General features: G+C 46.4%; 26 protein-coding genes and 5 pseudogenes. 20 read left to right on the top strand and 11 right to left on the bottom strand.

Going from position 1 to position 23052, the window contains the following annotated elements; genetic code table 11:
• Positions 1–4: 4 nt before the first annotated feature.
• From EAS44_RS14970 to EAS44_RS14945, 6 genes and pseudogenes are all read left to right on the top strand, one after another.
• Entirely contained in the window at positions 5–748 is a 744-nt protein-coding gene (locus tag EAS44_RS14970; RefSeq protein ID WP_000140699.1) for a C40 family peptidase, read from the top strand.
• Positions 745–1317: a tail assembly protein gene (locus EAS44_RS14965; RefSeq protein WP_000847704.1), complete on the top strand. Its 573-nt coding sequence runs from the start codon at positions 745–747 to the stop codon at positions 1315–1317. The genes EAS44_RS14970 and EAS44_RS14965 overlap by 4 nt, the downstream gene beginning before the upstream one ends.
• Before the next feature lie 60 nt (positions 1318–1377).
• Positions 1378–4860, top strand: a complete 3483-nt coding sequence (locus EAS44_RS14960; protein ID WP_000515327.1) for a host specificity protein J — start codon at positions 1378–1380, stop codon at positions 4858–4860.
• A gap of 58 nt (positions 4861–4918) precedes the next feature.
• A pseudogene (locus EAS44_RS25910) lies at positions 4919–5282 on the top strand (prophage tail fiber N-terminal domain-containing protein); the annotation flags it as partial.
• 1693 nt (positions 5283–6975) lie between these two features.
• Positions 6976–7254, top strand: a complete 279-nt coding sequence (locus tag EAS44_RS14950; protein ID WP_000654167.1) for a hypothetical protein — start codon at positions 6976–6978, stop codon at positions 7252–7254.
• Between the two features lie 12 nt (positions 7255–7266).
• Positions 7267–7560, top strand: coding sequence for a hypothetical protein (locus tag EAS44_RS14945; protein WP_000355360.1), 294 nt, complete (start codon positions 7267–7269; stop codon positions 7558–7560).
• A gap of 91 nt (positions 7561–7651) precedes the next feature.
• Here the strand turns inward: EAS44_RS14945 and sitD are convergent, their stop codons facing one another.
• From sitD to sitA, 4 genes are read right to left on the bottom strand one after another with little or no spacing between them, the layout of a single operon-like run.
• Positions 7652–8509 (bottom strand): iron/manganese ABC transporter permease subunit SitD, encoded by an 858-nt coding sequence (gene sitD / locus EAS44_RS14940; protein WP_000968127.1) that lies wholly within the window; start codon positions 8507–8509, stop codon positions 7652–7654.
• Positions 8506–9363: an iron/manganese ABC transporter permease subunit SitC gene (gene sitC, locus EAS44_RS14935; RefSeq protein ID WP_000992805.1), complete on the bottom strand. Its 858-nt coding sequence runs from the start codon at positions 9361–9363 to the stop codon at positions 8506–8508. Before sitC ends, sitD begins: the two co-directional genes overlap by 4 nt.
• Positions 9360–10187, bottom strand: a complete 828-nt coding sequence (gene sitB / locus EAS44_RS14930; RefSeq protein ID WP_000983710.1) for an iron/manganese ABC transporter ATP-binding protein SitB — start codon at positions 10185–10187, stop codon at positions 9360–9362. The genes sitC and sitB overlap by 4 nt, the downstream gene beginning before the upstream one ends.
• Positions 10187–11101 carry an iron/manganese ABC transporter substrate-binding protein SitA gene (gene sitA, locus EAS44_RS14925; RefSeq protein WP_000555630.1) on the bottom strand — a complete coding sequence of 305 codons (915 nt, stop codon included), beginning with the start codon at positions 11099–11101 and terminating at the stop codon, positions 10187–10189. Before sitA ends, sitB begins: the two co-directional genes overlap by 1 nt.
• 686 nt (positions 11102–11787) lie before the next feature.
• Here sitA and EAS44_RS14915 point away from each other — a divergent pair.
• Together EAS44_RS14915 and EAS44_RS14910 are read left to right on the top strand one after the other, a co-directional pair.
• Positions 11788–12558: a hypothetical protein gene (locus EAS44_RS14915; protein ID WP_000567449.1), complete on the top strand. Its 771-nt coding sequence runs from the start codon at positions 11788–11790 to the stop codon at positions 12556–12558.
• Between the two features lie 456 nt (positions 12559–13014).
• A pseudogene (locus EAS44_RS14910) lies at positions 13015–13182 on the top strand (isocitrate/isopropylmalate family dehydrogenase); the annotation flags it as partial.
• Positions 13183–13265: 83 nt separating this feature from the next.
• Here EAS44_RS14910 and EAS44_RS14905 read toward each other — a convergent pair.
• The 4 genes from EAS44_RS14905 to bluF form a co-directional block, all read right to left on the bottom strand.
• Positions 13266–13391: a hypothetical protein gene (locus tag EAS44_RS14905; protein WP_001445545.1), complete on the bottom strand. Its 126-nt coding sequence runs from the start codon at positions 13389–13391 to the stop codon at positions 13266–13268.
• Positions 13392–13443: 52 nt separating this feature from the next.
• Positions 13444–13848: a DUF1398 domain-containing protein gene (gene ycgX, locus EAS44_RS14900; RefSeq protein ID WP_000373104.1), complete on the bottom strand. Its 405-nt coding sequence runs from the start codon at positions 13846–13848 to the stop codon at positions 13444–13446.
• A gap of 220 nt (positions 13849–14068) precedes the next feature.
• Positions 14069–14800 carry a DNA-binding transcriptional repressor BluR gene (gene bluR / locus EAS44_RS14895; protein ID WP_000332310.1) on the bottom strand — a complete coding sequence of 244 codons (732 nt, stop codon included), beginning with the start codon at positions 14798–14800 and terminating at the stop codon, positions 14069–14071.
• A gap of 204 nt (positions 14801–15004) precedes the next feature.
• Positions 15005–16216, bottom strand: a complete 1212-nt coding sequence (gene bluF / locus EAS44_RS14890; protein WP_001298110.1) for a blue light-responsive regulator BluF — start codon at positions 16214–16216, stop codon at positions 15005–15007.
• Positions 16217–16529: 313 nt separating this feature from the next.
• Here bluF and ycgZ point away from each other — a divergent pair, with 313 nt between their 5' ends.
• The 9 genes and pseudogenes from ycgZ to EAS44_RS25895 all read left to right on the top strand — a co-directional run.
• A complete protein-coding gene (gene ycgZ / locus EAS44_RS14885) occupies positions 16530–16766 on the top strand; it encodes a regulatory protein YcgZ (protein ID WP_000554153.1) in 237 nt (78 codons plus the stop codon).
• Between the two features lie 42 nt (positions 16767–16808).
• Positions 16809–17081, top strand: a complete 273-nt coding sequence (ymgA, locus tag EAS44_RS14880) for a hypothetical protein (RefSeq protein ID WP_000858013.1) — start codon at positions 16809–16811, stop codon at positions 17079–17081.
• Positions 17082–17109: 28 nt separating this feature from the next.
• Positions 17110–17376, top strand: a complete 267-nt coding sequence (gene ariR, locus EAS44_RS14875) for a biofilm/acid-resistance regulator AriR (protein ID WP_000888771.1) — start codon at positions 17110–17112, stop codon at positions 17374–17376.
• Positions 17377–17488: 112 nt separating this feature from the next.
• On the top strand, positions 17489–17737 hold the full coding sequence (gene ymgC, locus EAS44_RS14870) for a protein YmgC (protein WP_001065750.1): 249 nt from the start codon (positions 17489–17491) through the stop codon (positions 17735–17737).
• A gap of 297 nt (positions 17738–18034) precedes the next feature.
• A pseudogene (locus EAS44_RS14865) lies at positions 18035–18928 on the top strand (cyclic diguanylate phosphodiesterase); the annotation flags it as partial.
• Positions 18929–19059: 131 nt separating this feature from the next.
• Positions 19060–19278: a cell division-associated protein YmgF gene (ymgF, locus tag EAS44_RS14860; protein WP_001065862.1), complete on the top strand. Its 219-nt coding sequence runs from the start codon at positions 19060–19062 to the stop codon at positions 19276–19278.
• Between the two features lie 397 nt (positions 19279–19675).
• Positions 19676–19855, top strand: coding sequence for a hypothetical protein (locus EAS44_RS25905; protein ID WP_001304450.1), 180 nt, complete (start codon positions 19676–19678; stop codon positions 19853–19855).
• A gap of 355 nt (positions 19856–20210) precedes the next feature.
• Entirely contained in the window at positions 20211–20522 is a 312-nt protein-coding gene (locus EAS44_RS25900; protein ID WP_001362931.1) for a hypothetical protein, read from the top strand.
• 43 nt (positions 20523–20565) lie between these two features.
• Positions 20566–21195 (top strand): annotated as a pseudogene (locus EAS44_RS25895) (autotransporter outer membrane beta-barrel domain-containing protein); the annotation flags it as partial.
• Between the two features lie 57 nt (positions 21196–21252).
• On the opposite strand, the gene ymgD reads toward EAS44_RS25895, so the two are convergent.
• The 3 genes from ymgD to EAS44_RS14840 are packed head-to-tail and all read right to left on the bottom strand — an operon-like array spanning position 21253 to position 22111.
• The gene (gene ymgD / locus EAS44_RS14850) at positions 21253–21588 is read right to left on the bottom strand and encodes a YmgD family protein (protein ID WP_000979977.1); all 336 of its coding nucleotides are present in this window, start codon (positions 21586–21588) and stop codon (positions 21253–21255) included.
• 3 nt (positions 21589–21591) lie between these two features.
• The gene (gene ymgG, locus EAS44_RS14845; protein ID WP_000726974.1) at positions 21592–21936 is read right to left on the bottom strand and encodes a YMGG-like glycine zipper-containing protein; all 345 of its coding nucleotides are present in this window, start codon (positions 21934–21936) and stop codon (positions 21592–21594) included.
• 1 nt (position 21937) lies between these two features.
• Positions 21938–22111: a hypothetical protein gene (locus EAS44_RS14840; protein ID WP_000120100.1), complete on the bottom strand. Its 174-nt coding sequence runs from the start codon at positions 22109–22111 to the stop codon at positions 21938–21940.
• Positions 22112–22211: 100 nt separating this feature from the next.
• Between EAS44_RS14840 and EAS44_RS14835 the strand changes: the two genes are divergently transcribed.
• From EAS44_RS14835 to EAS44_RS14825, 3 genes and pseudogenes are all read left to right on the top strand, one after another.
• A complete protein-coding gene (locus tag EAS44_RS14835; RefSeq protein ID WP_001331738.1) occupies positions 22212–22397 on the top strand; it encodes a hypothetical protein in 186 nt (61 codons plus the stop codon).
• The gene (locus EAS44_RS14830; RefSeq protein ID WP_001131456.1) at positions 22358–22477 is read left to right on the top strand and encodes a hypothetical protein; all 120 of its coding nucleotides are present in this window, start codon (positions 22358–22360) and stop codon (positions 22475–22477) included. Before EAS44_RS14835 ends, EAS44_RS14830 begins: the two co-directional genes overlap by 40 nt.
• Before the next feature lie 34 nt (positions 22478–22511).
• A pseudogene (locus EAS44_RS14825) lies at positions 22512–22855 on the top strand (autotransporter outer membrane beta-barrel domain-containing protein); the annotation flags it as partial.
• Positions 22856–23052 lie beyond the last annotated feature (197 nt).

The following is a 23052-nucleotide window of genomic DNA, read 5'->3' as shown; positions in this document are numbered from 1 at the left end:
TCCCATGACAGAGACAGAATCAGCGATTCTGGCGCATGCCCGGCGATGTGCGCCAGCGGAGTCGTGCGGCTTCGTGGTGAGAGCGCCGGAGGGGGAAAGATATTTTCCCTGCGTGAATATCTCCGGTGAGCCGGAGGCGTATTTCCGGATGGCTCCGGAGGACTGGCTGCAGGCAGAGATGCAGGGTGAGATTGTGGCGCTGGTCCACAGTCATCCCGGTGGTCTGCCCTGGCTGAGTGAGGCCGACCGGCGGCTGCAGGTGCAGAGTGATTTGCCGTGGTGGCTGGTCTGCCGGGGGGCGATTCATAAGTTCCGCTGTGTGCCGCATCTCACCGGGCGGCGCTTTGAGCACGGGGTGACGGACTGTTACACGCTGTTCCGGGACGCTTACCATCTGGCGGGGATTGAGATGCCGGACTTTCATCGTGAGGATGACTGGTGGCGTAACGGCCAGAATCTCTATCTTGATAATCTGGAGGCCACAGGGCTGTATCAGGTGCCGTTGTCAGCGGCGCAGCCGGGCGATGTGCTGCTGTGCTGCTTTGGTTCATCGGTGCCGAATCATGCCGCTATTTACTGTGGTGACGGCGAGCTGCTGCACCATATTCCTGAACAACTGAGTAAACGAGAGAGGTATACCGACAAATGGCAGCGACGCACACACTCCCTCTGGCGTCACCGGGCATGGCGCGCATCTGCCTTTACGGGGATTTACAACGATTTGGCCGCCGCATCGACCTTCGTGTGAAAACGGGGGCTGAAGCCATCCGCGCACTGGCCACACAGCTCCCGGTGTTTCGTCAGAAACTGAGCGACGGCTGGTATCAGGTACGGATTGCCGGGCGGGACGTCAGCACGTCCGGGTTAACGGCGCAGTTACATGAGACTCTGCCTGATGGCGCTGTGATTCATATTGTTCCCAGAGTCGCCGGGGCCAAGTCAGGTGGCGTATTCCAGATTGTCCTGGGGGCTGCCGCCATTGCCGGATCATTCTTTACCGCCGGAGCCACCCTTGCAGCATGGGGGGCAGCCATTGGGGCCGGTGGTATGACCGGCATCCTGTTTTCTCTCGGTGCCAGTATGGTGCTCGGTGGTGTGGCGCAGATGCTGGCACCGAAAGCCAGAACTCCCCGTACACAGACAACGGATAACGGCAAACAGAACACCTATTTCTCCTCACTGGATAACATGGTTGCCCAGGGCAATGTTCTGCCGGTTCTGTACGGTGAAATGCGCGTGGGGTCACGCGTGGTTTCTCAGGAGATCAGCACGGCAGACGAAGGGGATGGTGGTCAGGTTGTGGTGATTGGTCGCTGATGCAAAATGTTTTATGTGAAACCGCCTCCGGGCGGTTTTATCGTTTATGGAGCATGAGGAATGGGTAAAGGCAGCAGTAAGGGGCATACCCCGCGCGAAGCGAAGGACAACCTGAAATCATCCCAGATGCTGAGCGTGATAGACGCCATCAGCGAAGGGCCGGTTGAAGGTCCGGTGGATGGATTAAAAAGCGTGCTGCTGAACAGTACGCCGGTGCTGGACAGTGAGGGGAATACCAATATATTCGGCGTCACGGTGGTGTTCCGGGCCGGTGAGCAGGAGCAGACTCCGCCGGAGGGATTTGAATCCTCCGGCTCCGAGACGGTGCTCGGTACAGAAGTGAAATATGACACGCCGATCACCCGGACCATCACGTCGGCAAACATTGACCGTCTGCGTTTTACTTTCGGCGTGCAGGCACTGGTGGAAACCACCTCAAAGGGGGACAGGAATCCATCGGAAGTCCGCCTGCTGGTTCAGATTCAACGTAACGGTGGCTGGGTGACGGAAAAAGACATCACCATTAAGGGCAAAACCACGTCGCAGTATCTGGCCTCGGTGGTGGTGGATAACCTGCCGCCGCGCCCGTTTAATATCCGGATGCGCAGGATGACGCCGGACAGCACCACAGACCAGTTGCAGAACAAAACGCTCTGGTCGTCATACACCGAAATCATCGATGTGAAACAGTGCTACCCGAACACGGCACTGGTCGGCGTACAGGTGGACTCGGAGCAGTTCGGCAGCCAGCAGGTGAGCCGTAATTATCATCTTCGCGGGCGCATTCTGCAGGTGCCGTCGAACTATAACCCGCAGACGCGGCAATACAGCGGTATCTGGGACGGAACGTTTAAGCCAGCATACAGCAACAACATGGCCTGGTGTCTGTGGGATATGCTGACCCATCCGCGCTACGGCATGGGGAAACGTCTTGGTGCGGCAGATGTGGATAAATGGGCGCTGTATGTCATCGGCCAGAATTGCGACCAGTCAGTGCCGGACGGCTTTGGCGGCACGGAGCCGCGCATCACCTGTAATGCGTACCTGACCACACAGCGCAAGGCGTGGGATGTGCTCAGTGATTTTTGCTCGGCGATGCGCTGTATGCCGGTATGGAACGGGCAGACGCTGACATTCGTGCAGGACCGACCGTCGGATAAGGTGTGGACCTATAACCGCAGTAATGTGGTGATGCCGGATGATGGCGCGCCGTTCCGCTACAGCTTCAGCGCCCTGAAAGACCGCCATAATGCCGTTGAGGTGAACTGGATTGACCCGGATAACGGCTGGGAGACGGCGACAGAGCTTGTGGAGGACACGCAGGCCATTGCCCGTTACGGTCGTAACGTCACGAAGATGGATGCCTTTGGCTGTACCAGCCGGGGGCAGGCACACCGCGCCGGGCTGTGGCTGATTAAAACGGAGCTGCTGGAAACGCAGACCGTGGACTTCAGCGTGGGTGCAGAAGGGCTTCGCCATGTACCGGGCGATGTCATTGAAATCTGTGATGATGACTATGCGGGGATCAGCATCGGCGGGCGCGTGCTGGCGGTGAACAACCAGACGCGGACACTGACGCTCGACCGTGAAATCACGCTGCCATCCTCCGGCACCACGCTGATAAGCCTGGCTGACGGACAGGGGAATCCGGTCAGCGTGGAGGTCCAGTCCGTCACCGACGGCGTGAAGGTAAAAGTGAGCCGTGTTCCTGACGGCGTTGCAGAATACAGCGTGTGGGGGCTGAAGTTGCCAACGTTGCGCCAGCGCCTGTTCCGCTGTGTGAGTATCCGTGAGAACGATGACGGCACGTATGCCATCACTGCCGTGCAGCATGTACCGGAAAAAGAGGCCATCGTGGATAACGGGGCGCACTTTGACGGCGACCAGAGCGGCACGGTGAATGGTGTCACGCCGCCAGCGGTGCAGCACCTGACTGCCGAAGTCACCGCAGACAGCGGGGAATATCAGGTGCTGGCGCGCTGGGACACGCCGAAGGTGGTGAAGGGGGTGAGCTTTATGCTTCGCCTGACCGTGGCAGCGGATGACGGCAGTGAGCGGCTGGTCAGCACGGCCCGGACGACGGAAACCACATACCGCTTCAGGCAACTGGCGCTGGGGAACTACAGGCTGACAGTCCGGGCGGTAAATGCGTGGGGGCAGCAGGGCGATCCGGCATCGGTATCGTTCCGGATTGCCGCACCGGCAGCGCCGTCGCAGATTGAGCTGACACCGGGGTATTTTCAGATAACCGCCACGCCGCATCTTGCGGTTTATGATCCGACGGTACAGTTTGAGTTCTGGTTCTCGGAAAAGCGGATTGCGGATATCAGGCAGGTTGAAACCACAGCACGCTATCTTGGCACGGCGCTGTACTGGATAGCCGCCAGTATCAATATCAAACCGGGCCATGATTATTATTTTTACATCCGCAGTGTGAACACCGTTGGCAAATCGGCATTTGTGGAGGCTGTTGGCCAGCCGAGTGATGATGCATCCGGCTATCTGAATTTTTTCAAAGGAGAGATAGGGAAAACCCATCTGGCTCAGGAGTTGTGGACGCAGATTGATAACGGTCAGCTTGCGCCTGACCTGGCTGAAATCAGGACGTCCATTACGGGTGTCAGCAATGAAATCACGCAGACCGTCAATAAGAAACTGGAAGACCAGAGTGCAGCGATCCAGCAGATACAGAAGGTTCAGGTTGATACAAATAATAACCTGAACAGCATGTGGGCTGTGAAGCTGCAGCAGATGCAGGACGGACGCCTTTATATCGCGGGTATTGGTGCCGGTGTTGAGAATACTCCTGACGGTATGCAGAGTCAGGTGCTGCTGGCGGCGGACAGGATTGCGATGATTAATCCTGCGAATGGCAACACAAAGCCGATGTTTGTTGGGCAGGGCGATCAGATATTCATGAACGAAGTGTTCCTGAAATATCTGACGGCTCCCACCATTACCAGCGGTGGCAATCCCCCAACGTTTTCACTGACACCTGATGGTCGACTTTCTGCGAAAAATGCGGATATCAGCGGTAACGTGAACGCGAACTCCGGGACGCTCAACAACGTCACGATTAATCAGAACTGTCGGATTCTGGGAAAACTGTCAGCTAACCAGATTGAAGGTGATATTGTCAAAACGGTGGGAAAAGCCTTTCCGAGAAATGGCAGTTATGCCAGCGGTACAATAACGGTCACTGTGTACGATGACCAGGCTTTTGACCGTCAGATAGTAGTCCCCCCCGTTCTGTTTCGTGGGGGTAAGCATGAAAACTTCAACAGCAACAACCAACAGTCATACTGGTATTCAACCTGTAAGCTGCAGGTACTGAAGAACGGACAGGAAATCTTTCAGCAACCCGCGACGGATGTCAGCAGGGTATTTTCATCAGTCATTGATATGCCTGCCGGACACGGCCATGTCACCCTGACTTTCAATGTTTCTTCATATGGTGCTAATAACTGGACGCCAACGACCAGTATCAGCGACCTTCTTGTTGTTGTGATGAAGAAATCTACAGCCGGTATCAGTATCAGTTGAATTTTATAACCCAGATACGGGCGCCAGAAATGGCGCCTTTTTTATTTGTGGAGTGAATATGGCAGTACAGATTTCAGGCGTGCTGAAAGACGGTGCAGGAAAACCGATACAGAACTGCACCATTCAGCTCAAAGCAAAACGTAACAGCACCACGGTTGTGGTGAACACGGTGGCCTCAGAAAATCCGGATGAAGCCGGACGTTACAGCATGGATGTCGAGTATGGCCAGTACAGCGTTATCCTGCTGGTTGAAGGTTTTCCGCCTTCACATGCCGGGGCCATCACCGTGTATGAGGATTCTAAGCCGGGGACATTGAATGATTTTCTGGGCGCTGCAACAGAAGATGATGTTCGTCCGGAGGCACTGTATCGTTTTGAAAAGATGGTGGAAGAGGTGGCACGCAACGCTGAAGCCGCCTCTCAGAGCGCAGCGGCAGCAAAGAAATCAGAAACAGCAGCGGCATCGTCCAGGAATGCGGCGAAAACATCAGAGACGAATGCAGGTAACAGCGCGAAAGCGGCAGCTTCTTCAAAAACAGCCGCACAAAACGCAGCAACAGCGGCAGAACGTTCAGAGACAAATGCCCGTGCGTCAGAAGAAGCCTCCGCAGACAGTGAAGAGGCTTCCCGCCGTAATGCAGAGTCAGCCGCTGAAAATGCCGGAGTCGCCACCACAAAAGCGCGGGAGGCCGCAGCAGACGCAACAAAGGCCGGGCAGAAAAAGGATGAGGCTCTGTCGGCAGCGACACGGGCTGAAAAGGCGGCAGACCGCGCAGAAGTCGCAGCGGAAGTGACTGCAGAGCCCTATGCGAATATAGTGCCGCCGCTGCCTGATGTGTGGATACCGTTTAACGATTCACTGGATATGATTGCGGGTTTTTCTCCGGGCTATAAAAAAATAGCTATTGGTGACGATGTGGTTCAGGTCGCCAGTGATAAACAGGTTAATTTCAGTCGCGCATCAACGGCAACATATATCAACAAATCTGGCGAACTGAAAACGGCGGAAATTAATGAGCCGCGATTTGAGTGTGATGGCCTGCTTATTGAGGGACAAAGAACGAACTACATGCTCAATTCGGAAAGTCCAGCCAGCTGGGGGAAGTCATCAAACATGGATGTGCCCGAAACCGGGACAGATAGTTTTGGTTTTACTTATGGAAAGTTTGTCTGCAACGATTCTCTGGTTGGGCAAACTTCGGCTATTAATATGGCATCAATTGCTGCAACAAAGTCAGTTGATGTCTCAGGCGATAACAAGTACGTGACAACCTCATGCCGTTTTAAAACAGAACGACAGGTAAGGTTACGTATACGGTTTGATAAGTATGATGGTAGTGCAACAACTTTTCTTGGCGATGCGTACATTGATACGCAAACGCTTGAAATTAATATGACAGGTGGGGCTGCCGGCAGAATTACGGCACGAGTCAGGAAGGATAAGACCACAGGCTGGATTTTTGCAGAGGCAACGATTCAGGCAATTGATGGTGAGTTAAAAATAGGCTCTCAGATACAGTATTCTCCTGAGCGGGGTGGGGCAACAGTATCTGGTGACTATATTTATCTTGCCACCCCACAAGTAGAGAATGGGCCGTGTGTATCATCATTTATTATTTCAGGAGGCAGCGCAACGACAAGAGCCAGTGATTTGGTTAGTATCCCCACCAGAAATAATCTTTATAAGTTACCATTTACTTTTTTACTTGAGATTCATAAAAACTGGGATATTGCACCAAACGCCGCACCCCGCGTGTGGGATATAGCAGCAGCCAATACCGGGCAATCAGCAATTGCAGCAATCAACAGAGGTAGTGGTAAGTTATATATGAGTCTGTCAAACCCTTCAGGCTTGTATGTTAATAGCGCAGCGACAGATGTATTTGCAGAGAAAACCACATTTGGATGTATTGCAAAAGCTGATGGTCACTTTCATGTGGTGACAAATGGTAAAGCGGTTAATGAAGTTTATTGTGAATATAATGGTGTGACCGCTGATAAAAATATCCGATTTGGAGGGCAGACGAATACTGGAGAACGACATCTGTTTGGCCATATTCGCAATTTCCGCATATGGCATAAAGAATTAAATGACAGGCAATTAAAAGAGGTCGTATGAAAGATTTAACTTTGAAGTTTCATGACAAACTGCAGTTTAAGGCCTTCCTGTCATCTCTTGACTGGGAGGAGGATGAAGACCTCCAGAATAAACTGTTAGTCGATGAAATTGGTTTCACCTACACAGAAACAGGGGTAACAGAAGAGGGAGAACCTGTCTGTGTCCGGAATGACGGTTATTTTGTCAACATTCGCATTCTTGATGACTTGTTTGATGTTTCTGTATTCTCTGATTATGTCGTGGAGCTGGAAACACCGCTTCGGGAATGGAGCTGAAAGGAGGAAATAATGGATATAAGCCCCTTACTTCATGCGCTTTGTGCTGTGGCTGCGCAGATACTGGTTGGTCTTTTTACCGGAAACTGGGCTTACGGAGCGATAGCCGGTTGTACGTTCTTCATTGCGCGTGAACATACCCAGGCAGAATATCGCTGGATTGAAATGTTCGGGCATGGCAAGCGAATGAATATGCCGTGGTGGGGCGGTTTTGATCCGCGAGCTTGGGATGTGGCAAGCCTGATGGATTTTGCTGTGCCGGTGGTGGCGTGTCTGCTGGTCTGGCTGTTGGTTAATCGTGGGTGAAAAAAGGTGAGCTGTATATGCAACGGAGGAAGAAACCCCGTTGCTGGAAGCCAGGAAAAAGTATCGGGTGTTGCTGTCCTCGGATGTTGTGCTAATTGGGTGATAACAGATCCTGTGTATGGGAGTTTCCCTTTTTGCGTGCGTTGATGCTGGTAACGGCAAACGTCATGATGAACAAAACCGCGAATAAGACGACAATCGTCGGAGCTGGTGCGCTGTCGATAAAAAAGGACAACCAGACACCAGTCATTGACACTATTACCGATATGCCAGTCGCCAGTAGGAGCGCAATATGAAAGCGTTGTGTCAGGAGTACCGCAATGGCGCCAGGCGCAATGAGCAGAGAAATGGAGAGAATGATACCTACCGCTTTCAGCGTCGCCACAATGGTCAGAGAGACCATGCACAGCAGCCCATAATGCAGCCATCTCGTATGCAAACCGCTTACCTGCGCCTGTTGATAATCAAAGCTGAACAGCAAAAAATCCCGCCATTTTACGCTAATAACAAGTGTAACCAGCCCGGCAATAATCATCGTCTGGATTATATCGCCGATGGTTATCCCGAGCATGTCGCCGAAAAGAATATGGTCAAGATGTACGTCTGGTTTGACTGCAATATACAAGATCAGACCTGCGGCAAACATGCCAGAAAAAACAATCCCCATCACTGTATCTTGCTTGATTCGGCTGTTGTCTTTCAGGTATCCCGTCGCCACCGCGCAGAATACTCCGGCGACGAATGCCCCTGTAGCCAAAGGTAACCCCAGAATCCAGGCAAGCACGATTCCAGGAAAAACCGCATGACTCATCGCGTCACCCATCAGTGCCCAACCTTTCAGGACCAGAAAGACCGACAGCAGCGCACAGGGTATGGAAACTACCAGTGAAATCAGCAGTGCGTGACTCATAAAGGTGAACTGCAGTGGCTCCAGTAATAATGCCATCATGAGCGATCCTCCAGCGCCTTATGCGCACGCCGACGATTTGCCAAAAGCCCATGGGTGGGCGCAAAGACAAATGCTAAAAGAAACAGCAGTGTCTGCGCCACCACGATGATTCCACCTGTCGCGCCGTCCAGAAAGTAACTGGCCCACGCGCCGAGGAAACTGGTCACACTGCCAATAGTTACAGCAATCATGAGCAGGCGGGGAAAACGATCGGTTAACAACCATGCTGTTGCACCGGGAGTCACCACCAGACAGATCACCAGAAAGGCACCAACCGTTTGCAGCGCCGCAACGGTCGAAACCGACAGCAGGGTGAAGAAGAGGATTTTTAATCTGCCCGGATGCAATCCAATAGCACGGGCGTGATTCTCGTCGAAAAAGGTCACCATAAGATCTTTCCATTTGAAAAAAAGCACGATGATCGAGAGAATGCCAATGATAGTGAGTTGCAGGATATCCGCCGGATCGATTGCCAGAATATTGCCCAGGACGATGGTCTGAATGTTCACGGATGTCGGGTTCAATGACACCATAAACAGCCCCAGGCCAAAAAAGGACGAGAAGATCAGGCCGATGATGGCATCTTCTTTTAAGCGAGTGAGTTGGTTAAGAAACAGCATGCTGCCCGCTGCCAGTCCGCCGGAAAAGAAGGCTCCCAGAGAAAACGGAAGCCCCAGCATATATGCCCCCGCAACACCCGGGACAATAGAGTGCGACAGCGCATCGCCAATCAGCGACCAGCCTTTTAGCATCAGATAGCATGACAGGAAAGCGCAGAGACCGCCGACCATCGCCGAGACCCACATCGCATTGAGCATATATTCATAGCTGAAGGGTTCCAGTAGCGCGTTCATCTTTCTTCCCTCTGCACCGCTGACGGTCGATGTGCCACAAAAGGGCGTTCATCGTCAGTAATAATGCTTTCTTCCGAGCCGTTAAGTGTGACATGGCGCAGTACGCCGCTAAAAGCCAGCTCCAGGTTCTCGGCTGTAAAAGTGGTGTCTGTCGGCCCGCTTGCCAGGACGGTGCCTTTGACCATGACCGTATAATCGCAAAATGTCGTGACGGATCCGAGATTGTGCGTTGAGACAAGCATCGTTTTGCCTTCCGCGCGTAACTCCCTCAACAGGCTGATGATTTTCGCTTCGGTTTTCACATCAACGCCGGTAAAAGGTTCATCCAGCAGGATCACATCACCCTGCTGTGCAATCGCTCTCGCCAGAAAGACGCGTTTCTTTTGTCCACCGGAAAGCTCGCCGATTTGTCGATGGCGAAAATCCACCATATCGACACGTTCCAGCGCATCGGTGACAATCTGACGATCCCTCTTTTTGGCGATACGCAACATACCCATATGCCCATAGCGGCCCATCATCACCACATCTTCCACCAGTACAGGAAATGACCAGTCAACCTCTTCTGACTGAGGGACGTAGGCAACCAGGTTTTTCTGTAGCGCCTGTCGTGTGGGAATACCCAGAACAGATATCTTCCCGCTGGTCAGACGCACAAATCCCATAATCGCTTTAAACAACGTCGATTTTCCGGAACCGTTTACCCCAACCAGAGCGGCAATAGATCCGCCTGGTACTGTGAAGGATGCATCGCGCAGTGCTGTGTGCCCGTTACGCCAGGTGACAGTAACATCATTAACGACAATGCCTGCAGATTGCATCATTATTTCTCCCTTTTTCCGGCTTTAATTCCCTGTACCAGCGTACTGGTAGTAACCTTCAGAAGGTCGATATACGTAGGTACCGGGCCGTTTTCTGTGCTCAGGGAATCGACATAGAGCACACCACCGTAGTGCGCGCCGGTTTCACGCGCAACCTGACGCGCTGGTTTATCGGAAATCGTACTCTCGCTAAAGACTGCCGGGATATGATTTTTCTTAACTATATCAACAACCTTACGTACCTGCTGCGGTGTTCCTTGTTGATCGGCATTAATCGGCCACAGATAAAGCTCTTTTAGCCCCAAATCGCGTGCGAGATAAGAAAAAGCCCCTTCACTGGTGACCATCCATCGCTGATTCTCAGGGAGTTCCGTAATCTGCTTACGCAGGGGGGCAAGGGTTTGGGTAATCTTGGCTTTATAAGTATCGGCATTGCGTTGGTAGGTTTGTGCATTTGCCGGATCGTATTTTATCAACGCATCACGAATATTATCGACGTAAATCAGAGCATTATCTGGCGACATCCATGCATGGGGGTTAGGTTTGCCCTCATAGGGTCCTTCGGTGATCCCTACAGGCGTCACACCCGAAGAGACAATTACTTCTGGAACCCCATTGAGATGCTGGTAAAAGCGTTGGAACCACAATTCCAGATTCATACCATTGGCGAGAATCAGTTGTGCCCCCTGCGCACGTTTAATATCGCCAGGGGTAGGCTGATACTCATGAATTTCTGCACCAGGCTTGGTTATGGATGAGACTTCTGCAGCATCTCCCGCCACGTTTTTGGCCATATCCGCGATGATGGTAAATGTTGTAATGACCTTGAATTTTTCAGTTGCACTTGCCTGAAATGCGATCGAGCAGGTGAGTGCGAGGCCCCCCAAGAGCATGGTTACTTTTTTTATCGAGTGCATAATTTAGTACCTATAGTGAGCAAAATTAGAACAAACATAGCAACGGCTATGTTTTATAGCACAACCTATACAAAATGAAAATGATTATCATTAGCGGTTTTGAGGCCCAAAACAGGGATTAGGTTGTTTCCGGCTGGCGACGCGTTATTGAGGAAAAAAGTAAGGCAGCTAGTAGGCTTTGAAATAACGTTTTGCGGTTGGCTGATGCAATTTCGAGAGTGCATGTATTGAATGATTTCTAGCCGTTACTGATTTTCGTATTTTTTGTATGGGAGGATTTGCACCTCTCCCCACCGAGCCTCCATGACTTTACTCCACTGTCTCTAGGGCTGCTGTGTGCCAGGAGCGGAAGCAGGGGGGCCAGAGACTCCTTAAAAGTTGATAGCTCGTTTTGCAGGGAGACTTACACGGTAAGCGTTATTCCGAAGAGCTTAAAATTGAAGCAGTCAAACGGGTTGTTGAGCGTGTTTATGCGCTGCCATCTGATTAATCGACGGAAGCAGTTCCGTTTGGTCTATGATGCAGTTGTCCGGCAGGCGCTCTGTGACGCAAAAGAACGATAGGAGTAGCATTGAAGTGAACGAGGTTATGCTTGTCTTATATTATCCTCTATTTTAAAAACATCAGCTGGTTGTGTAAGAGTTTTTATTGTTTTATCTTGTTGACTTTGCTTTTATGAAAACAGAGTGATTGATACAATGAAAACCTTAAGTGGGAAAGAGTTTAGGAAATTATTTAATCGTTATGAGACAGGATTCTATCTAAGTGAGTTTGAATACTTAAAGGACTTTGATCCTTTGTTTCCTGAATGCGTAGGGAAAGAATTAAAGTTGGGTTATAAACGAAAAGTTGATGTATGGTGCGAAGAGGATGCTGCGCTATATGCAGAATTTATAGCTACAAAAGAAAGGCTGAAAAGAGGCCGGTTAATCCTAAAAATAAACCAAGTGTGGTCGCGTGTATATCCTGCTTATATTTATGCAATTGAAGAAAGAATAAATGTCAGGGCAAAGGGGAGAGAGTCATTTAAGTATGAAACTGTGCAAGAAAAACAATGTAAACTTTCCATAATGTTAGATGGTCTGAAAGACCTTGAATGTGAAATAGCTATGATTTCAAGTGAGTTTGAAATTGAAAAACACTCTATGCACTATTTTTATATGATTTTTGATATTGAACGCTATATAAATGACTGCAGTTACTTTGTTTTTTCTGCTGCTAAAGTTGTTAAAGGCGTGATTCAATGCATTGGTTACATTGACAAAAATAACAAAGCAAGTTGCGATGAATTTTATTCAGGCAGCTATGAATGCTTGGATGATGATCAGGAAACACTGAACTATTTAAATGAATCATGCGCAGAGGGTATAGACGCTGATAAAGATCTCATCAGGAAGAATGAGTTATTAGCCTTATCCCTGAAGGAATTGTATCAACTTCTCGTTTCAAAAAAATAACAAGTAATACGGCGAGCGATATGACGTGCCATGGGATATCCGCACCCAGCAGCATGTTGTCTCCACGATGTCCGCAGTTCGCTCATAATAGACATTCACTACAGTTATAGTAGAAGGTATGCATGCTGCTGAGTGGGGAAAGTGTGAAAGAAAAGAAGACAGCTGCTTTGTTTGTCGTCACGTTTATCTTCATTGGCTATGCAAGTCGTAATACAAGGCGGGACAAAACTGAGACACATAAGGCCTCGCAATGGCTTGCAAGGCCACACATGTATTGAGATGTTAATAAAATGTAGACTTGTAATTTTGATATAAATGGTAGAGAAAATCTTTCCCCAAAATAAAAACGAACGTCAATGAAATCAAACGGTTGAATAAAGTTGATTTTGGCTAATACAAAGACAAGAAAATAATATTTATGATTAAATATCAGCGAGTTGAATACATAATTTTTATATACTGCTGCGCCATATGGGCTGGACTGAAGCCGCAGACCTGATTGTTAAAGGTATGGAAGGTGCAATCAACGCGAAGACCGTAACCTATGACTTCGAACGTCTGATGGAAGGCGCTAAACTGCTGAAATGTTCAGAGTTTGGTGACGCGATCATCAAGAACATGTAATCTCTACATGTGTTAAATATTGAAACGGGCGTATAACACGCCCGTTGTTTTTATAAATATGTTAACCGTTATAAAATAACGTATCAAAAGTCAAGTGAACACATTTCAAATATCAATTTGATCGTATTGGTCTGGTGATTATTTATGGGGAGCAATAAAAAGACAGTATTAATCATCCATAGGGATAGTCTCTGCACTTTTATTTCCATTATGCTAATGCCTTACTGAATTATGAAGCATTTTTTAAGCTCCCAACTTTAGCTAGATTAATGGTTTATTATTTTCTACATCTTCAATATATAAAAGCGTATTATCAATGGCGTAGTAACTGCGTTTGTTATGATTAACATCAGTAACCCACCGGAAAACGCCAGCGCCTGCCAGTGTTGAACAGTATTCCCGAAATGTAGATTTTCCGCGAATATGAAGCAATGCGGCCTCTTTTATTTTAGCTGGGTTCTTGGTCGTACTAACTTTTAACAGGTTCCTGGTTCCTCTTAATAACAAAACCGTGTCATCGTGAGTAATAATTCTGATGTTATCCGTAGCCAGATAATAAATGTAATGTGCAATACGGTGATGTTTTAATTCTGAATAAAACCAGGAGAAGTTTTGCTCTTTTCTCACTTGCTCAAACATCTTTTGAAAAACAACGACCTGATCCATCAGGATAATAACCTCTTGTTAGGTGTGAGACTGCGTAGTGTGCACGATCGGTTTTACCACTTCAATCTGGTCTGTCCTTTGGCTGTGATATGTACAAAGTGTGAAAGGGGGATTACCTGAATTCTCCCGGTGGGCATTTTGCAACGGACCAGCTCCGCTACAAACGCTGGTGTGGGTTCAGATTATAACATTCTGTCTAAGGGGCGGGATAAAGGTGAATTTAGGGGGCATGAAAGATGACTTTATAACCTTGCTCACCCCAGTGTTGTAAAAGTTCGTTTTGCCTTCTCGTTGGTGCCATGCCTGTCCAGACAATCAATGTTTGCGTTGGGAACAGTTCCGGGCGCGGCGATTCAATGGGATCAGCAAGAACAGAAATGTGCCATCCTGACAATGATAAACGCCATGCTTCCAGCCACAATCGTGCTCTCTCTTCAACATTCCACGCCATCAGAATGGCCTCTTTACCGGGCTTACGGCGCATTTCGAAAAGTGAGGCCGCTGCGTATTCAATTAATGCGCCGTCAAACATACTGCTCATAATGCGGGAGGTGTTGTGATCAAGCACGAGACGCTGGCGAACAGGAAGGTAAACATGATTAATCAATTGATCTACTGGGTACTCTCGACCCAGTGAAATAATTCGCGCGCGTAGTTTGGCTGGATTAGCCATACGAAGAATTGACATCATCTCTTCTTGCAGGCGGTTCCAGTCATCTTGCGTATCCTGGCTGGTAGTTTCCAGTAATGCTTTAACTTTGCCTACAGGAACGCCATTACTTATCCAACGCTTAATCTCTTCGATGCGTTGTATGTCTTCTTCATCAAAGAGTCGGTGTCCGCCTTCACTGCGTTGTGGTTTTAACAAACCGTAGCGGCGTTGCCAGGCCCGGAGAGTGACAGGATTAATCCCGCAACGTTCAGCAACATCACCAATGCTGTAATAAGCCACAATTCCTCCTTGCGATCATAAATCTCCGTCGCCTCTACACGACCCAATAATACTTTGTACAATATATGCTAAAATTGTACAAAGTATAAATAAGATTTCAGCTAAATTGGATGAAACATTATTTTTAATGTGGATTAAATTAAAACATAACGTATTCATTTTCACGATGATTTCCAGAAATCATGCGAAATAATGTGCTGAAAATTATTTTTTCTCCGGCCACGCAACTGAAGGGATACCATTCAATTTAGCTTTGGAAAACAGATCTCCCTGAAACATCTCAATTCCTGCAGATTCAAGCCACATCCACTCTTCTGGTGTTGCCACGCCCATAGCAGAGACTTGAATTTCAAGTGATGTACAGCATTTCATGATCGCCTGAATAATTGCCTGCCGTGGTCCGCTTTTATGAACATTGGTAATCAATTCCTGACTGATTTTAATTCTGTCAGGCTGGAAGCGTGACAGGAGTAACAAACCAGCAAAACCTGCGCCAAAATGATCAATTGCTACACTGATACCGGCCGCCTTTAGCGATTTAACCGCTTCGGCAAACTCATCAAACCGAGATATGACTTCACTTTCAGTAAATTCAACGATGATTTGTTCAGGTACCAGAGCATTGGCCTTTATTTCATCAAGTAAAAAAGAGACTGCGTCAGGTTTGTTAACCAGGGTCATAGGTAATAGATTGATTGAAATCATTTTATCACCGAGCTTAAGTGCGTGTGCCATCGCAAATGCAAGCGCCTTACTTTTGAGATCCGCTGTGTAGATTTCCTCGTCTTTACGCTGCCCAACCGCTATAGCTGACGGGCTGTCTTCATTTTTTTGCACAATGGCTTCAAAAGCGATTATCCGCCGCGATAAAGGGTCGACAATAGGATGAAAGGCAAAGTGGTCGTTTATATTTGATGAAAGGGTACAAGAATCAAGTTCTTTATCAGATCCGTCAGCGATAAAAAGCCAGGAGTCTTCAGCAGGAATCTCGAAATAGGTTGATTGTTCAGTTGCAAGGACAAAAGTACGAAAAAATTGTAGCGCTCTGTCATCATAAGTTAGCTGAAATTTTGATGTGCCTTTGTCGAATACGGCCTGTAAAACGTCATCTCGCTCGTGCAGGCGTAAATCAAATAATTCCATTCCTGCTTTGCCAAAACGGCGAGCAGGCGCGTAATCGCACAACAGTTCAACAATATTATAGTGCCGTGGATCCTGGCATATGGCCCGATATATCATTTGAACCTGTTCTTCCGGACCTTCCAGAAGCTGGAAAAAATGAGAACCATTAAACAGTAAGATCCCTGTTACGTCAGACCGCATGTTCCTGCGATTTGCTATCGAAACCATTTCTTCAATTTTTTTGACAGGTTCGTCGCCACGTATATGGCTACGATAAATAAGGGTGGTAAGCATTAACAATCCAGGGTAATGGGCGAGGCGAGAGTAAGACGGTAACAGACATATCTTCTTGTGTCTTTCTTTTAATACCAAAACATAACCGTTTCTTTACATTGATAAAAAGTGGAAAAGGTTGAAGACGGTTTGGCGAAAAAACCTGTATAGGTTGTCATTTAAATGATGCAATATGTTTTATCGTAATGCATTGTTTTATATGAATTAGCACTAATTGCGAAAAATTAATTTATCATTCTGTACACATATTTCGTACAAGTTTGCTATTGTTACCTCACTTAACATTGATTAACATTTTTAACAGAGGCGTAGCATGCATCAAAATTCAGTGACTTCAGATTCTGCAGGAGCAATCACTCGTTACTTTGCAAAAGCTAACTTGCCTACTCAGCAGGAAACTCTCGGAGAAATTGTGACTGAGATTTTGAAAGATGGACGTAATCTGAGTCGAAAGTCGCTTTGTGCCAAACTTCTTTGCCGGCTGGAACAAGCGACAGGGGAAGAGGAACAGAAACATTATAATGCACTAATTGGGTTGCTTTTTGAATAATGCAACAGCCTGATTATTTAACAGGTTAGCTATGAAGTCGTTATGAAGACATCTGATAATGAAAGTATAAAATATGAAATTACTGGCCAGGCGGTGCTCCAGATACTGCGCATGAAGATAAATTTTTCGTTGCAGACTCTTATTAAGCAATTACTCGTAATGAAATCGGCTGAGGAAAATACTTTCCGACGAGATTTAATTGACAGCATAATTCGTGATTTTAGCAACAGTGATACAGGAGGGCCAAACCGAAGAACAGCGATAGCTGACAATAAAAGTATGTTCACTGGTAAGAAAATAAACAGAATACATTAAAATTTCATAAGTAAGATGAGAGGTTACCATGCTTGAAGATACTACTATTCATAATGCAATATCTGATAAAGCGTTATCAAGTTACTTTCGTAGTTCAGGTAATTTGTTAGAAGAAGAGTCTGCTGTGTTAGGGCAGGCTGTGACCAATTTAATGCTTTCAGGCGATAATGTTAATAATAAAAATATTATCTTAAGTCTGATACACTCCCTGGAAACAACAAGTGATATTCTCAAAGCTGATGTGATTAGAAAAACACTGGAAATCGTGTTGCGATACACAGCTGATGATATGTAACTTTTAATTATAAAGTATAAGTTTATAGAAAACTCATTCATCTTATTTTTGTCTGTCGCTTTAGACTATACACAGCATAATTTTATTGGATCACTATTCCTGCGAGGCTGACATGAATAATTCAATCCCAGAGAGATTTATTTTTCAATGTGCTTTGTTTAAAAATCTCGAGAGGGAGGTGTTCATGACACATGGATATGTTGATAGTCATATTATTGCTCAGGCTTTACGCTTGCGTTTAAAAGATGAGACCAGTGTTATTCTTTCTGATCTCTATCTGCAAATCTTGCAGTACATTGAAATGCATAAGACTACACTAACGGATATCATTATTAATGACAGGGAATCTGTGCTCTCTTAAAACTTGAGTAAGGTTTTTGAATAAACATCAGCTGTATCACTATGCTGATGCAAAGTGAGCATTTCAGGCGTTATGCTTTCTTAATATATCCGCAATATCAGAGGGCAAACAGGAATGGAGAGCGCTCGTTTTCCATTCTTGACGCCTGATATCCCGCCTAATTTGTTTAATTCTGCCTACATTGTGCTAAAAAATTAATAGGCTAGATGAAGTTGGAGAAAATTTTATCTTCGGCGTGGATATTTGTGATGCTCTCTACCATGCTCTCTGTAGACCCCAGCGCGAGCGAATGAACGTCTCTTTAGCTTCTACAGACTTATCGATAAAGGCTTTGGGATTTTGATATTTATTCTGTTAATCGCCTGCGCCGCTGCCTTCCTGCTTGATAGGTATTTCAATAAAAGCGCAACGCCTGAAGAGATCCTGCGACGGGCTATAAATAATGGGGAGATCGTCCCTTTTTACCAACCTGTGGTAAATGGTCGGGAAGGGACATTGCGGGGAGTTGAGGTGTTAGCCCGCTGGAAACAACCTCACGGTGGATATATATCACCCGCGGCATTTATTCCACTTGCTGAAAAATGCGGATTAATCGTTCCGCTTACGCAAAGCCTGATGAATCAGGTTGCCAGACAGATGAACGCTATCGCGAGTAAACTGCCGGAAGGTTTTCATATTGGGATTAATTTTAGCGCCTCGCATATTATTTCGCCGACGTTTGTCGACGAGTGCTTAAATTACCGTGACAGTTTTACCCGCCGCGATTTAAACCTTGTTCTGGAAGTCACCGAGCGTGAGCCATTAAATGTTGATGAAAGTCTGGTTCAGCGGTTGAACATTCTGCATGAAAATGGTTTTGTCATCGCGCTGGATGATTTCGGTACTGGTTACTCAGGGCTTTCTTATCTGCATGACTTGCATATTGATTATATCAAAATTGATCATAGTTTCGTTGGCCGCGTCAACGCAGACCCAGCATCAACCCGAATTCTGGATTGTGTATTGGATCTGGCGCGTAAACTTTCGATCAGTATCGTCGCTGAAGATGTCGAAACGAAAGAACAATTTGACTATCTGAACCAAAATAATATCACATTTCAGCAGGGTTATTATTTCTATAAACCTGTTACATACATCGACCTGGTCAAGATTATCCTTTCTAAACCGAAGGTGAAGATTGTGGTTGAGTGAAAATTGATCAGCAAGGCCATGGTGCGGTGTAATTATAGACAGCTAATTAGCTCGTTGCCTCTTGTTACTATTGTTCATTCTTTTGTTTGCTATAATTGTGTGAAAGTTTTGACTGGATTGCCATTAGTAGCATGAACAATAGTAATAATCTGGATTATTTCACTCTCTATATCATCTTTTCCATTGCATTTATGCTGATCACTCTCCTGGTCATCCTTATTGCAAAACCCAGCACCGGGCTGGGAGAAGTGCTTGTGACGATAAATTTGCTTAATGCCCTGGTTTGGCTGGCGATCAATCTGGTTAATCGATTAAGGGAAAGACTCGTCAGCCACAGGGATCAGCACTAATCTTTCAGTTTCTCACTGCCAGTATGCGGCTGAATGGGTTGCTGGCAGTGAACCCCTGGATCATTGAAGGAAAGGAATTATTGCACAAATAGTTGTCAACCCTGGTGTTATCACAGTTGTTTTATATATCAGTGAAATAATTTCCATGGCAACTGTTGATAATTTTGATGTCGAAGAGTTATTTGTTAAACAAAATAGTTACCCCAAAGTGATCAATGTCATGAAAATAAGCTAAAAATGATAATGCTGGCTTATTTATCATTTAAATATTGTCGCTGTTTATCTATTTAAATTTCTTGTGCTTTTGTTTTTATCTTTGCCTTCCGTTTTGGTAATCTGAACTCATAGGTTATTTGACCAGGAATGTTTGTTAATCCAATGAATGGATGGTTAATCTATGAAACTGAAAAAACTCCCCGGATTTAGTTTAGGACTTATTGCTCTGGCGGTGGGTAATGCATATGTAACGCAATTGTTGGATATTTATAGTATAATTTCCTATATAACCGATGAAGAATCACCGATTGAAATCAAAAATAATACTTCTACAAGTAATGGGGAGTATCTAATCACTTAAGACGAAAGCCATGCTGTGAAAGTGGATGACGGTGTAACTGGATATATACATAATGCCAGTGTGATGACTAGTGGTGATGGATCTTATGGTATTTCTGTTGATAGCCAAAACAAAGTATTATATATAAGCGATAGCAATATTAAGACGCTCTGAAAGCGTATCTGACAAAGAAAATGGAGGGATAACAGCCAGCGCAGTAGTCAGTGAATTTGGTGGCACCATCGTTATGAATGGTGATAATTCAGTCGAGACGAGGGGGCATATTCAGCGGGACTTTTAAGTCAGATTAATGATTCTGGGACTGTGGAAAATAACACCCGTCTTGAAACCACAGATAAAACGAACATTGTTACCTATGGGGAAAAATGCAGTAGGAGTTCTTGCATGTTCAAGTCCTGGAGAGTCTCGAACATGTGTCGATGCTGTAGATGATGAAGTTTGTGATTCTAACAGTTACGAAGTTATTAGCCGTGCTGATTTAAAAATGAATGGTGGTTCCATAACAACTAATGGTATTAATAGCTATGGTGCTTATGCTAATGGGAAAAAAGCATATATTAATTTAGATTATGTGGTACTTGAAACTGTGGCTGATGGAAGTTATGCAGTTGCTATTCGACAAGGTAACATTGATATAAAAAAGTTCTATTACAACAAATGGCACTAAAGCCCCCATTGCAAAAATATACAATGGTAGAGAGTTATTTTTTTCCAATGTCACTTCAGAATCAACAGAAACGCCTACCCCCGTCCTGCGACCCGAAGCTGGCAGTTACGTCGCCAACCTGGCAGCCGCTAACACTCTTTTTGTTATGCGTCTGAACGATCGTGCAGATGAAACGCGCTATATCGATCCTGTAACTGAACAGGAGCGTTCAAGCCGATTTTGGCTACGTCAAATTGGCGGGCATAATGCCTGGCGTGACAGCAACGGACAGTTGAGAACGACCTCGGCACAGGCCATCTGGATGGGCGTCGATCATAATGTGCACACGGAAGCCAATGGCTCACGTATTGAGAATGACGCAAATAACAATATCCAGACCCGACTTGGTTTCCACACCTTTATTCGTACTCAGGAGAAAAACAGCGGTCCGCACGGTGACGACTTTGAACCTTTTGTTGAAATGAACGGGATCCATAACAGTAAAGATTTTGCTGTCTCAATAAACGGTGTGAAAGTTGAACAAGCCGGGGCGCGTAATCTGGGGGAAATTAAACATGGCGTAAATGGCAATCTGAATCCTGCGGCCAGCGTCTGGGGTAATGTGGGCGTGCAGCTGGGTGATAATGGCTACAATGACAACGCAATGATGGTGGGCCTGAAATATAAGTTCTGATCCCGCCATTAGCTAAAAAACCGCGTCGAATTCATCGACGCGGTAACATATGAAATATTATTTTTTGCCGATAGCACGCATGGTGTCATCAATTGCCGTGATCAACAGCATTTGCGGATCTTTAGCGCAAACCTGATTCAGTTTTTCTACCACTTTGGCGCTCAGTTCCGGAGATTGCTCAATTTTTAAATCACGGCTGGCAACGCTGGCATTACCCATTACCGCAACAATTTCTGCAACCTGTGCGCTGTCAGTTTTTGCCATTTCGTTGGCTTCTGCGCAAGTAATATAGGTTTCTGATGGCAAACCGTTCTTAATATTGTAGTCCTGCGCCCAGGTCATTGGTGCGAAAACAAACAGACCCGCCAGTAAAGCAAATTTTTTCATCATCATTCCTTATTTCATTTTACCCAGAATTGCACCACCCGTACCGCCAATCACGGCACCTTTAATCGCCCCTTCGAGGCCATTGCCGGTCAGAACGCCAGTGACAGCACCAACGGCGGCACCCACTTTTGCACCTTTACGCGCATTTTTACCGTCGCGGCCTTTTTCTGTTACTGCACCAACACCAGCGCCAACAGCTGCACCTTTCAGTACGCCATTAACACCATTGCCAGTAAGTAAACCAACGCCTGCGCCTAGCAATGCACCTTTCGTGGTGCGATTCATATCCGCCATCGCTGGCGTGGAGCAGAACAATGCTGAGATAAGCCCGAAGGCAAGTATTTTTTTCTTCAACTTAGTTGTCCGGTATTAAGTAAGTTGCACACACAATAATTTCGTCTTCAATTAAGATCTGCTTAACTAAAGAACGCTCGCTATTATTCAGATAATTCAAAATGAGCGTGACTGTGATGATAGGAATTATGTTTTTTACGGGAATGAGAATAATCTCAAATGAGAAATAACTCATTGATTGACAATATTTTTATTCAAGAAGTGTCATTGACTGTTAACGCAATGTTGTAAAGGTAAGATAATCTGATTTATCAATATTATTGTGTGATTGTTATGTGAGCAGAAGATATTCATTAGCAACGATTACATTAGTCATTTTATTTTGTGGACGGCCTCATTGTCGAAAAATAAGCGTACGACAGTATTATCAGAAAAGAGTGATTTTTTATCCAACAACACTTCAGCGCACTGCGTTTAAAAAATACCTCTTTCTTATACGGGATATCATCATTTCATCATGATGTCTTTGATGAGCGGTGAACACAATACATTTGCGCTGTCTCTTCAGGATGAATCCCCTGGTCTGGTTCCTGCGGGCTGATGTTGCAGCAGAGCTAAGGTCACTTAGACGCTACTATCATTTATCCAATGCATGGAATCGAAATCAGTCGATACCCGCAGTATATATCGTGAACTGGGCGCAACGCTGAGTTACAACATGCGTCTGGGGAACGGTATGGAAATTGAACCCTGGCTGAAGGCGGCTGTGCGCAAAGAATTTGTCGATGATAATCGAGTGAAAGTGAATAGTGACGGTAATTTTATCAATGATTTGTCGGGTAGACGTGGAATATACCAGGCAGGTATTAAAGCCTCATTCAGCAGTACGTTAAGCGGGCATCTCGGGGTGGGGTATAGCCGTGGTGCCGGTGTGGAGTCCCCGTGGAATGCGGTGGTCGGTGTGAACTGGTCGTTCTGACCATCAACGATTAAACTGCGTTTCGGCGCTGTTTTTGTTTACCGGGTGCTAAAAGGGAAAATTCTGGGGCAAAAAAAAGCCCGTCAGTTACGGCGGGAAACCTCATCCTATGGGAGAACAATGAATAATGAAATTGCGGGGTTATCATCTCCCAGGATATCCACGCTAACAATAAGGTTATTTACTCAACCAGGCGT

Origin of the sequence: Escherichia coli DSM 30083 = JCM 1649 = ATCC 11775 (assembly GCF_003697165.2) — a bacterium.
GTDB lineage: Bacteria > Pseudomonadota > Gammaproteobacteria > Enterobacterales > Enterobacteriaceae > Escherichia > Escherichia coli.
This window is presented reverse-complemented; position numbering and strand designations above follow the sequence as displayed.

Coding starts and splice junctions, on each gene's coding strand:
- EAS44_RS14970 (WP_000140699.1), top strand. CDS start 5: ATGACAGAGACAGAATCAGCGATTCTGGCGCATGCCCGGCGATGTGCG.
- EAS44_RS14960 (WP_000515327.1), top strand. CDS start 1,378: ATGGGTAAAGGCAGCAGTAAGGGGCATACCCCGCGCGAAGCGAAGGAC.
- EAS44_RS14950 (WP_000654167.1), top strand. CDS start 6,976: ATGAAAGATTTAACTTTGAAGTTTCATGACAAACTGCAGTTTAAGGCC.
- EAS44_RS14945 (WP_000355360.1), top strand. CDS start 7,267: ATGGATATAAGCCCCTTACTTCATGCGCTTTGTGCTGTGGCTGCGCAG.
- sitD (WP_000968127.1), bottom strand. CDS start 8,509: ATGATGGCATTATTACTGGAGCCACTGCAGTTCACCTTTATGAGTCAC.
- sitC (WP_000992805.1), bottom strand. CDS start 9,363: ATGAACGCGCTACTGGAACCCTTCAGCTATGAATATATGCTCAATGCG.
- sitB (WP_000983710.1), bottom strand. CDS start 10,187: ATGATGCAATCTGCAGGCATTGTCGTTAATGATGTTACTGTCACCTGG.
- sitA (WP_000555630.1), bottom strand. CDS start 11,101: ATGCACTCGATAAAAAAAGTAACCATGCTCTTGGGGGGCCTCGCACTC.
- EAS44_RS14905 (WP_001445545.1), bottom strand. CDS start 13,391: ATGGAAATAAAAGTGCAGAGACTATCCCTATGGATGATTAATACTGTC.
- ycgX (WP_000373104.1), bottom strand. CDS start 13,848: ATGGATCAGGTCGTTGTTTTTCAAAAGATGTTTGAGCAAGTGAGAAAA.
- bluF (WP_001298110.1), bottom strand. CDS start 16,216: ATGCTTACCACCCTTATTTATCGTAGCCATATACGTGGCGACGAACCT.
- ycgZ (WP_000554153.1), top strand. CDS start 16,530: ATGCATCAAAATTCAGTGACTTCAGATTCTGCAGGAGCAATCACTCGT.
- ymgA (WP_000858013.1), top strand. CDS start 16,809: ATGAAGACATCTGATAATGAAAGTATAAAATATGAAATTACTGGCCAG.
- ariR (WP_000888771.1), top strand. CDS start 17,110: ATGCTTGAAGATACTACTATTCATAATGCAATATCTGATAAAGCGTTA.
- ymgC (WP_001065750.1), top strand. CDS start 17,489: ATGAATAATTCAATCCCAGAGAGATTTATTTTTCAATGTGCTTTGTTT.
- ymgF (WP_001065862.1), top strand. CDS start 19,060: ATGAACAATAGTAATAATCTGGATTATTTCACTCTCTATATCATCTTT.
- EAS44_RS25905 (WP_001304450.1), top strand. CDS start 19,676: ATGAAACTGAAAAAACTCCCCGGATTTAGTTTAGGACTTATTGCTCTG.
- EAS44_RS25900 (WP_001362931.1), top strand. CDS start 20,211: ATGGGGAAAAATGCAGTAGGAGTTCTTGCATGTTCAAGTCCTGGAGAG.
- ymgD (WP_000979977.1), bottom strand. CDS start 21,588: ATGATGATGAAAAAATTTGCTTTACTGGCGGGTCTGTTTGTTTTCGCA.
- EAS44_RS14840 (WP_000120100.1), bottom strand. CDS start 22,111: ATGAGTTATTTCTCATTTGAGATTATTCTCATTCCCGTAAAAAACATA.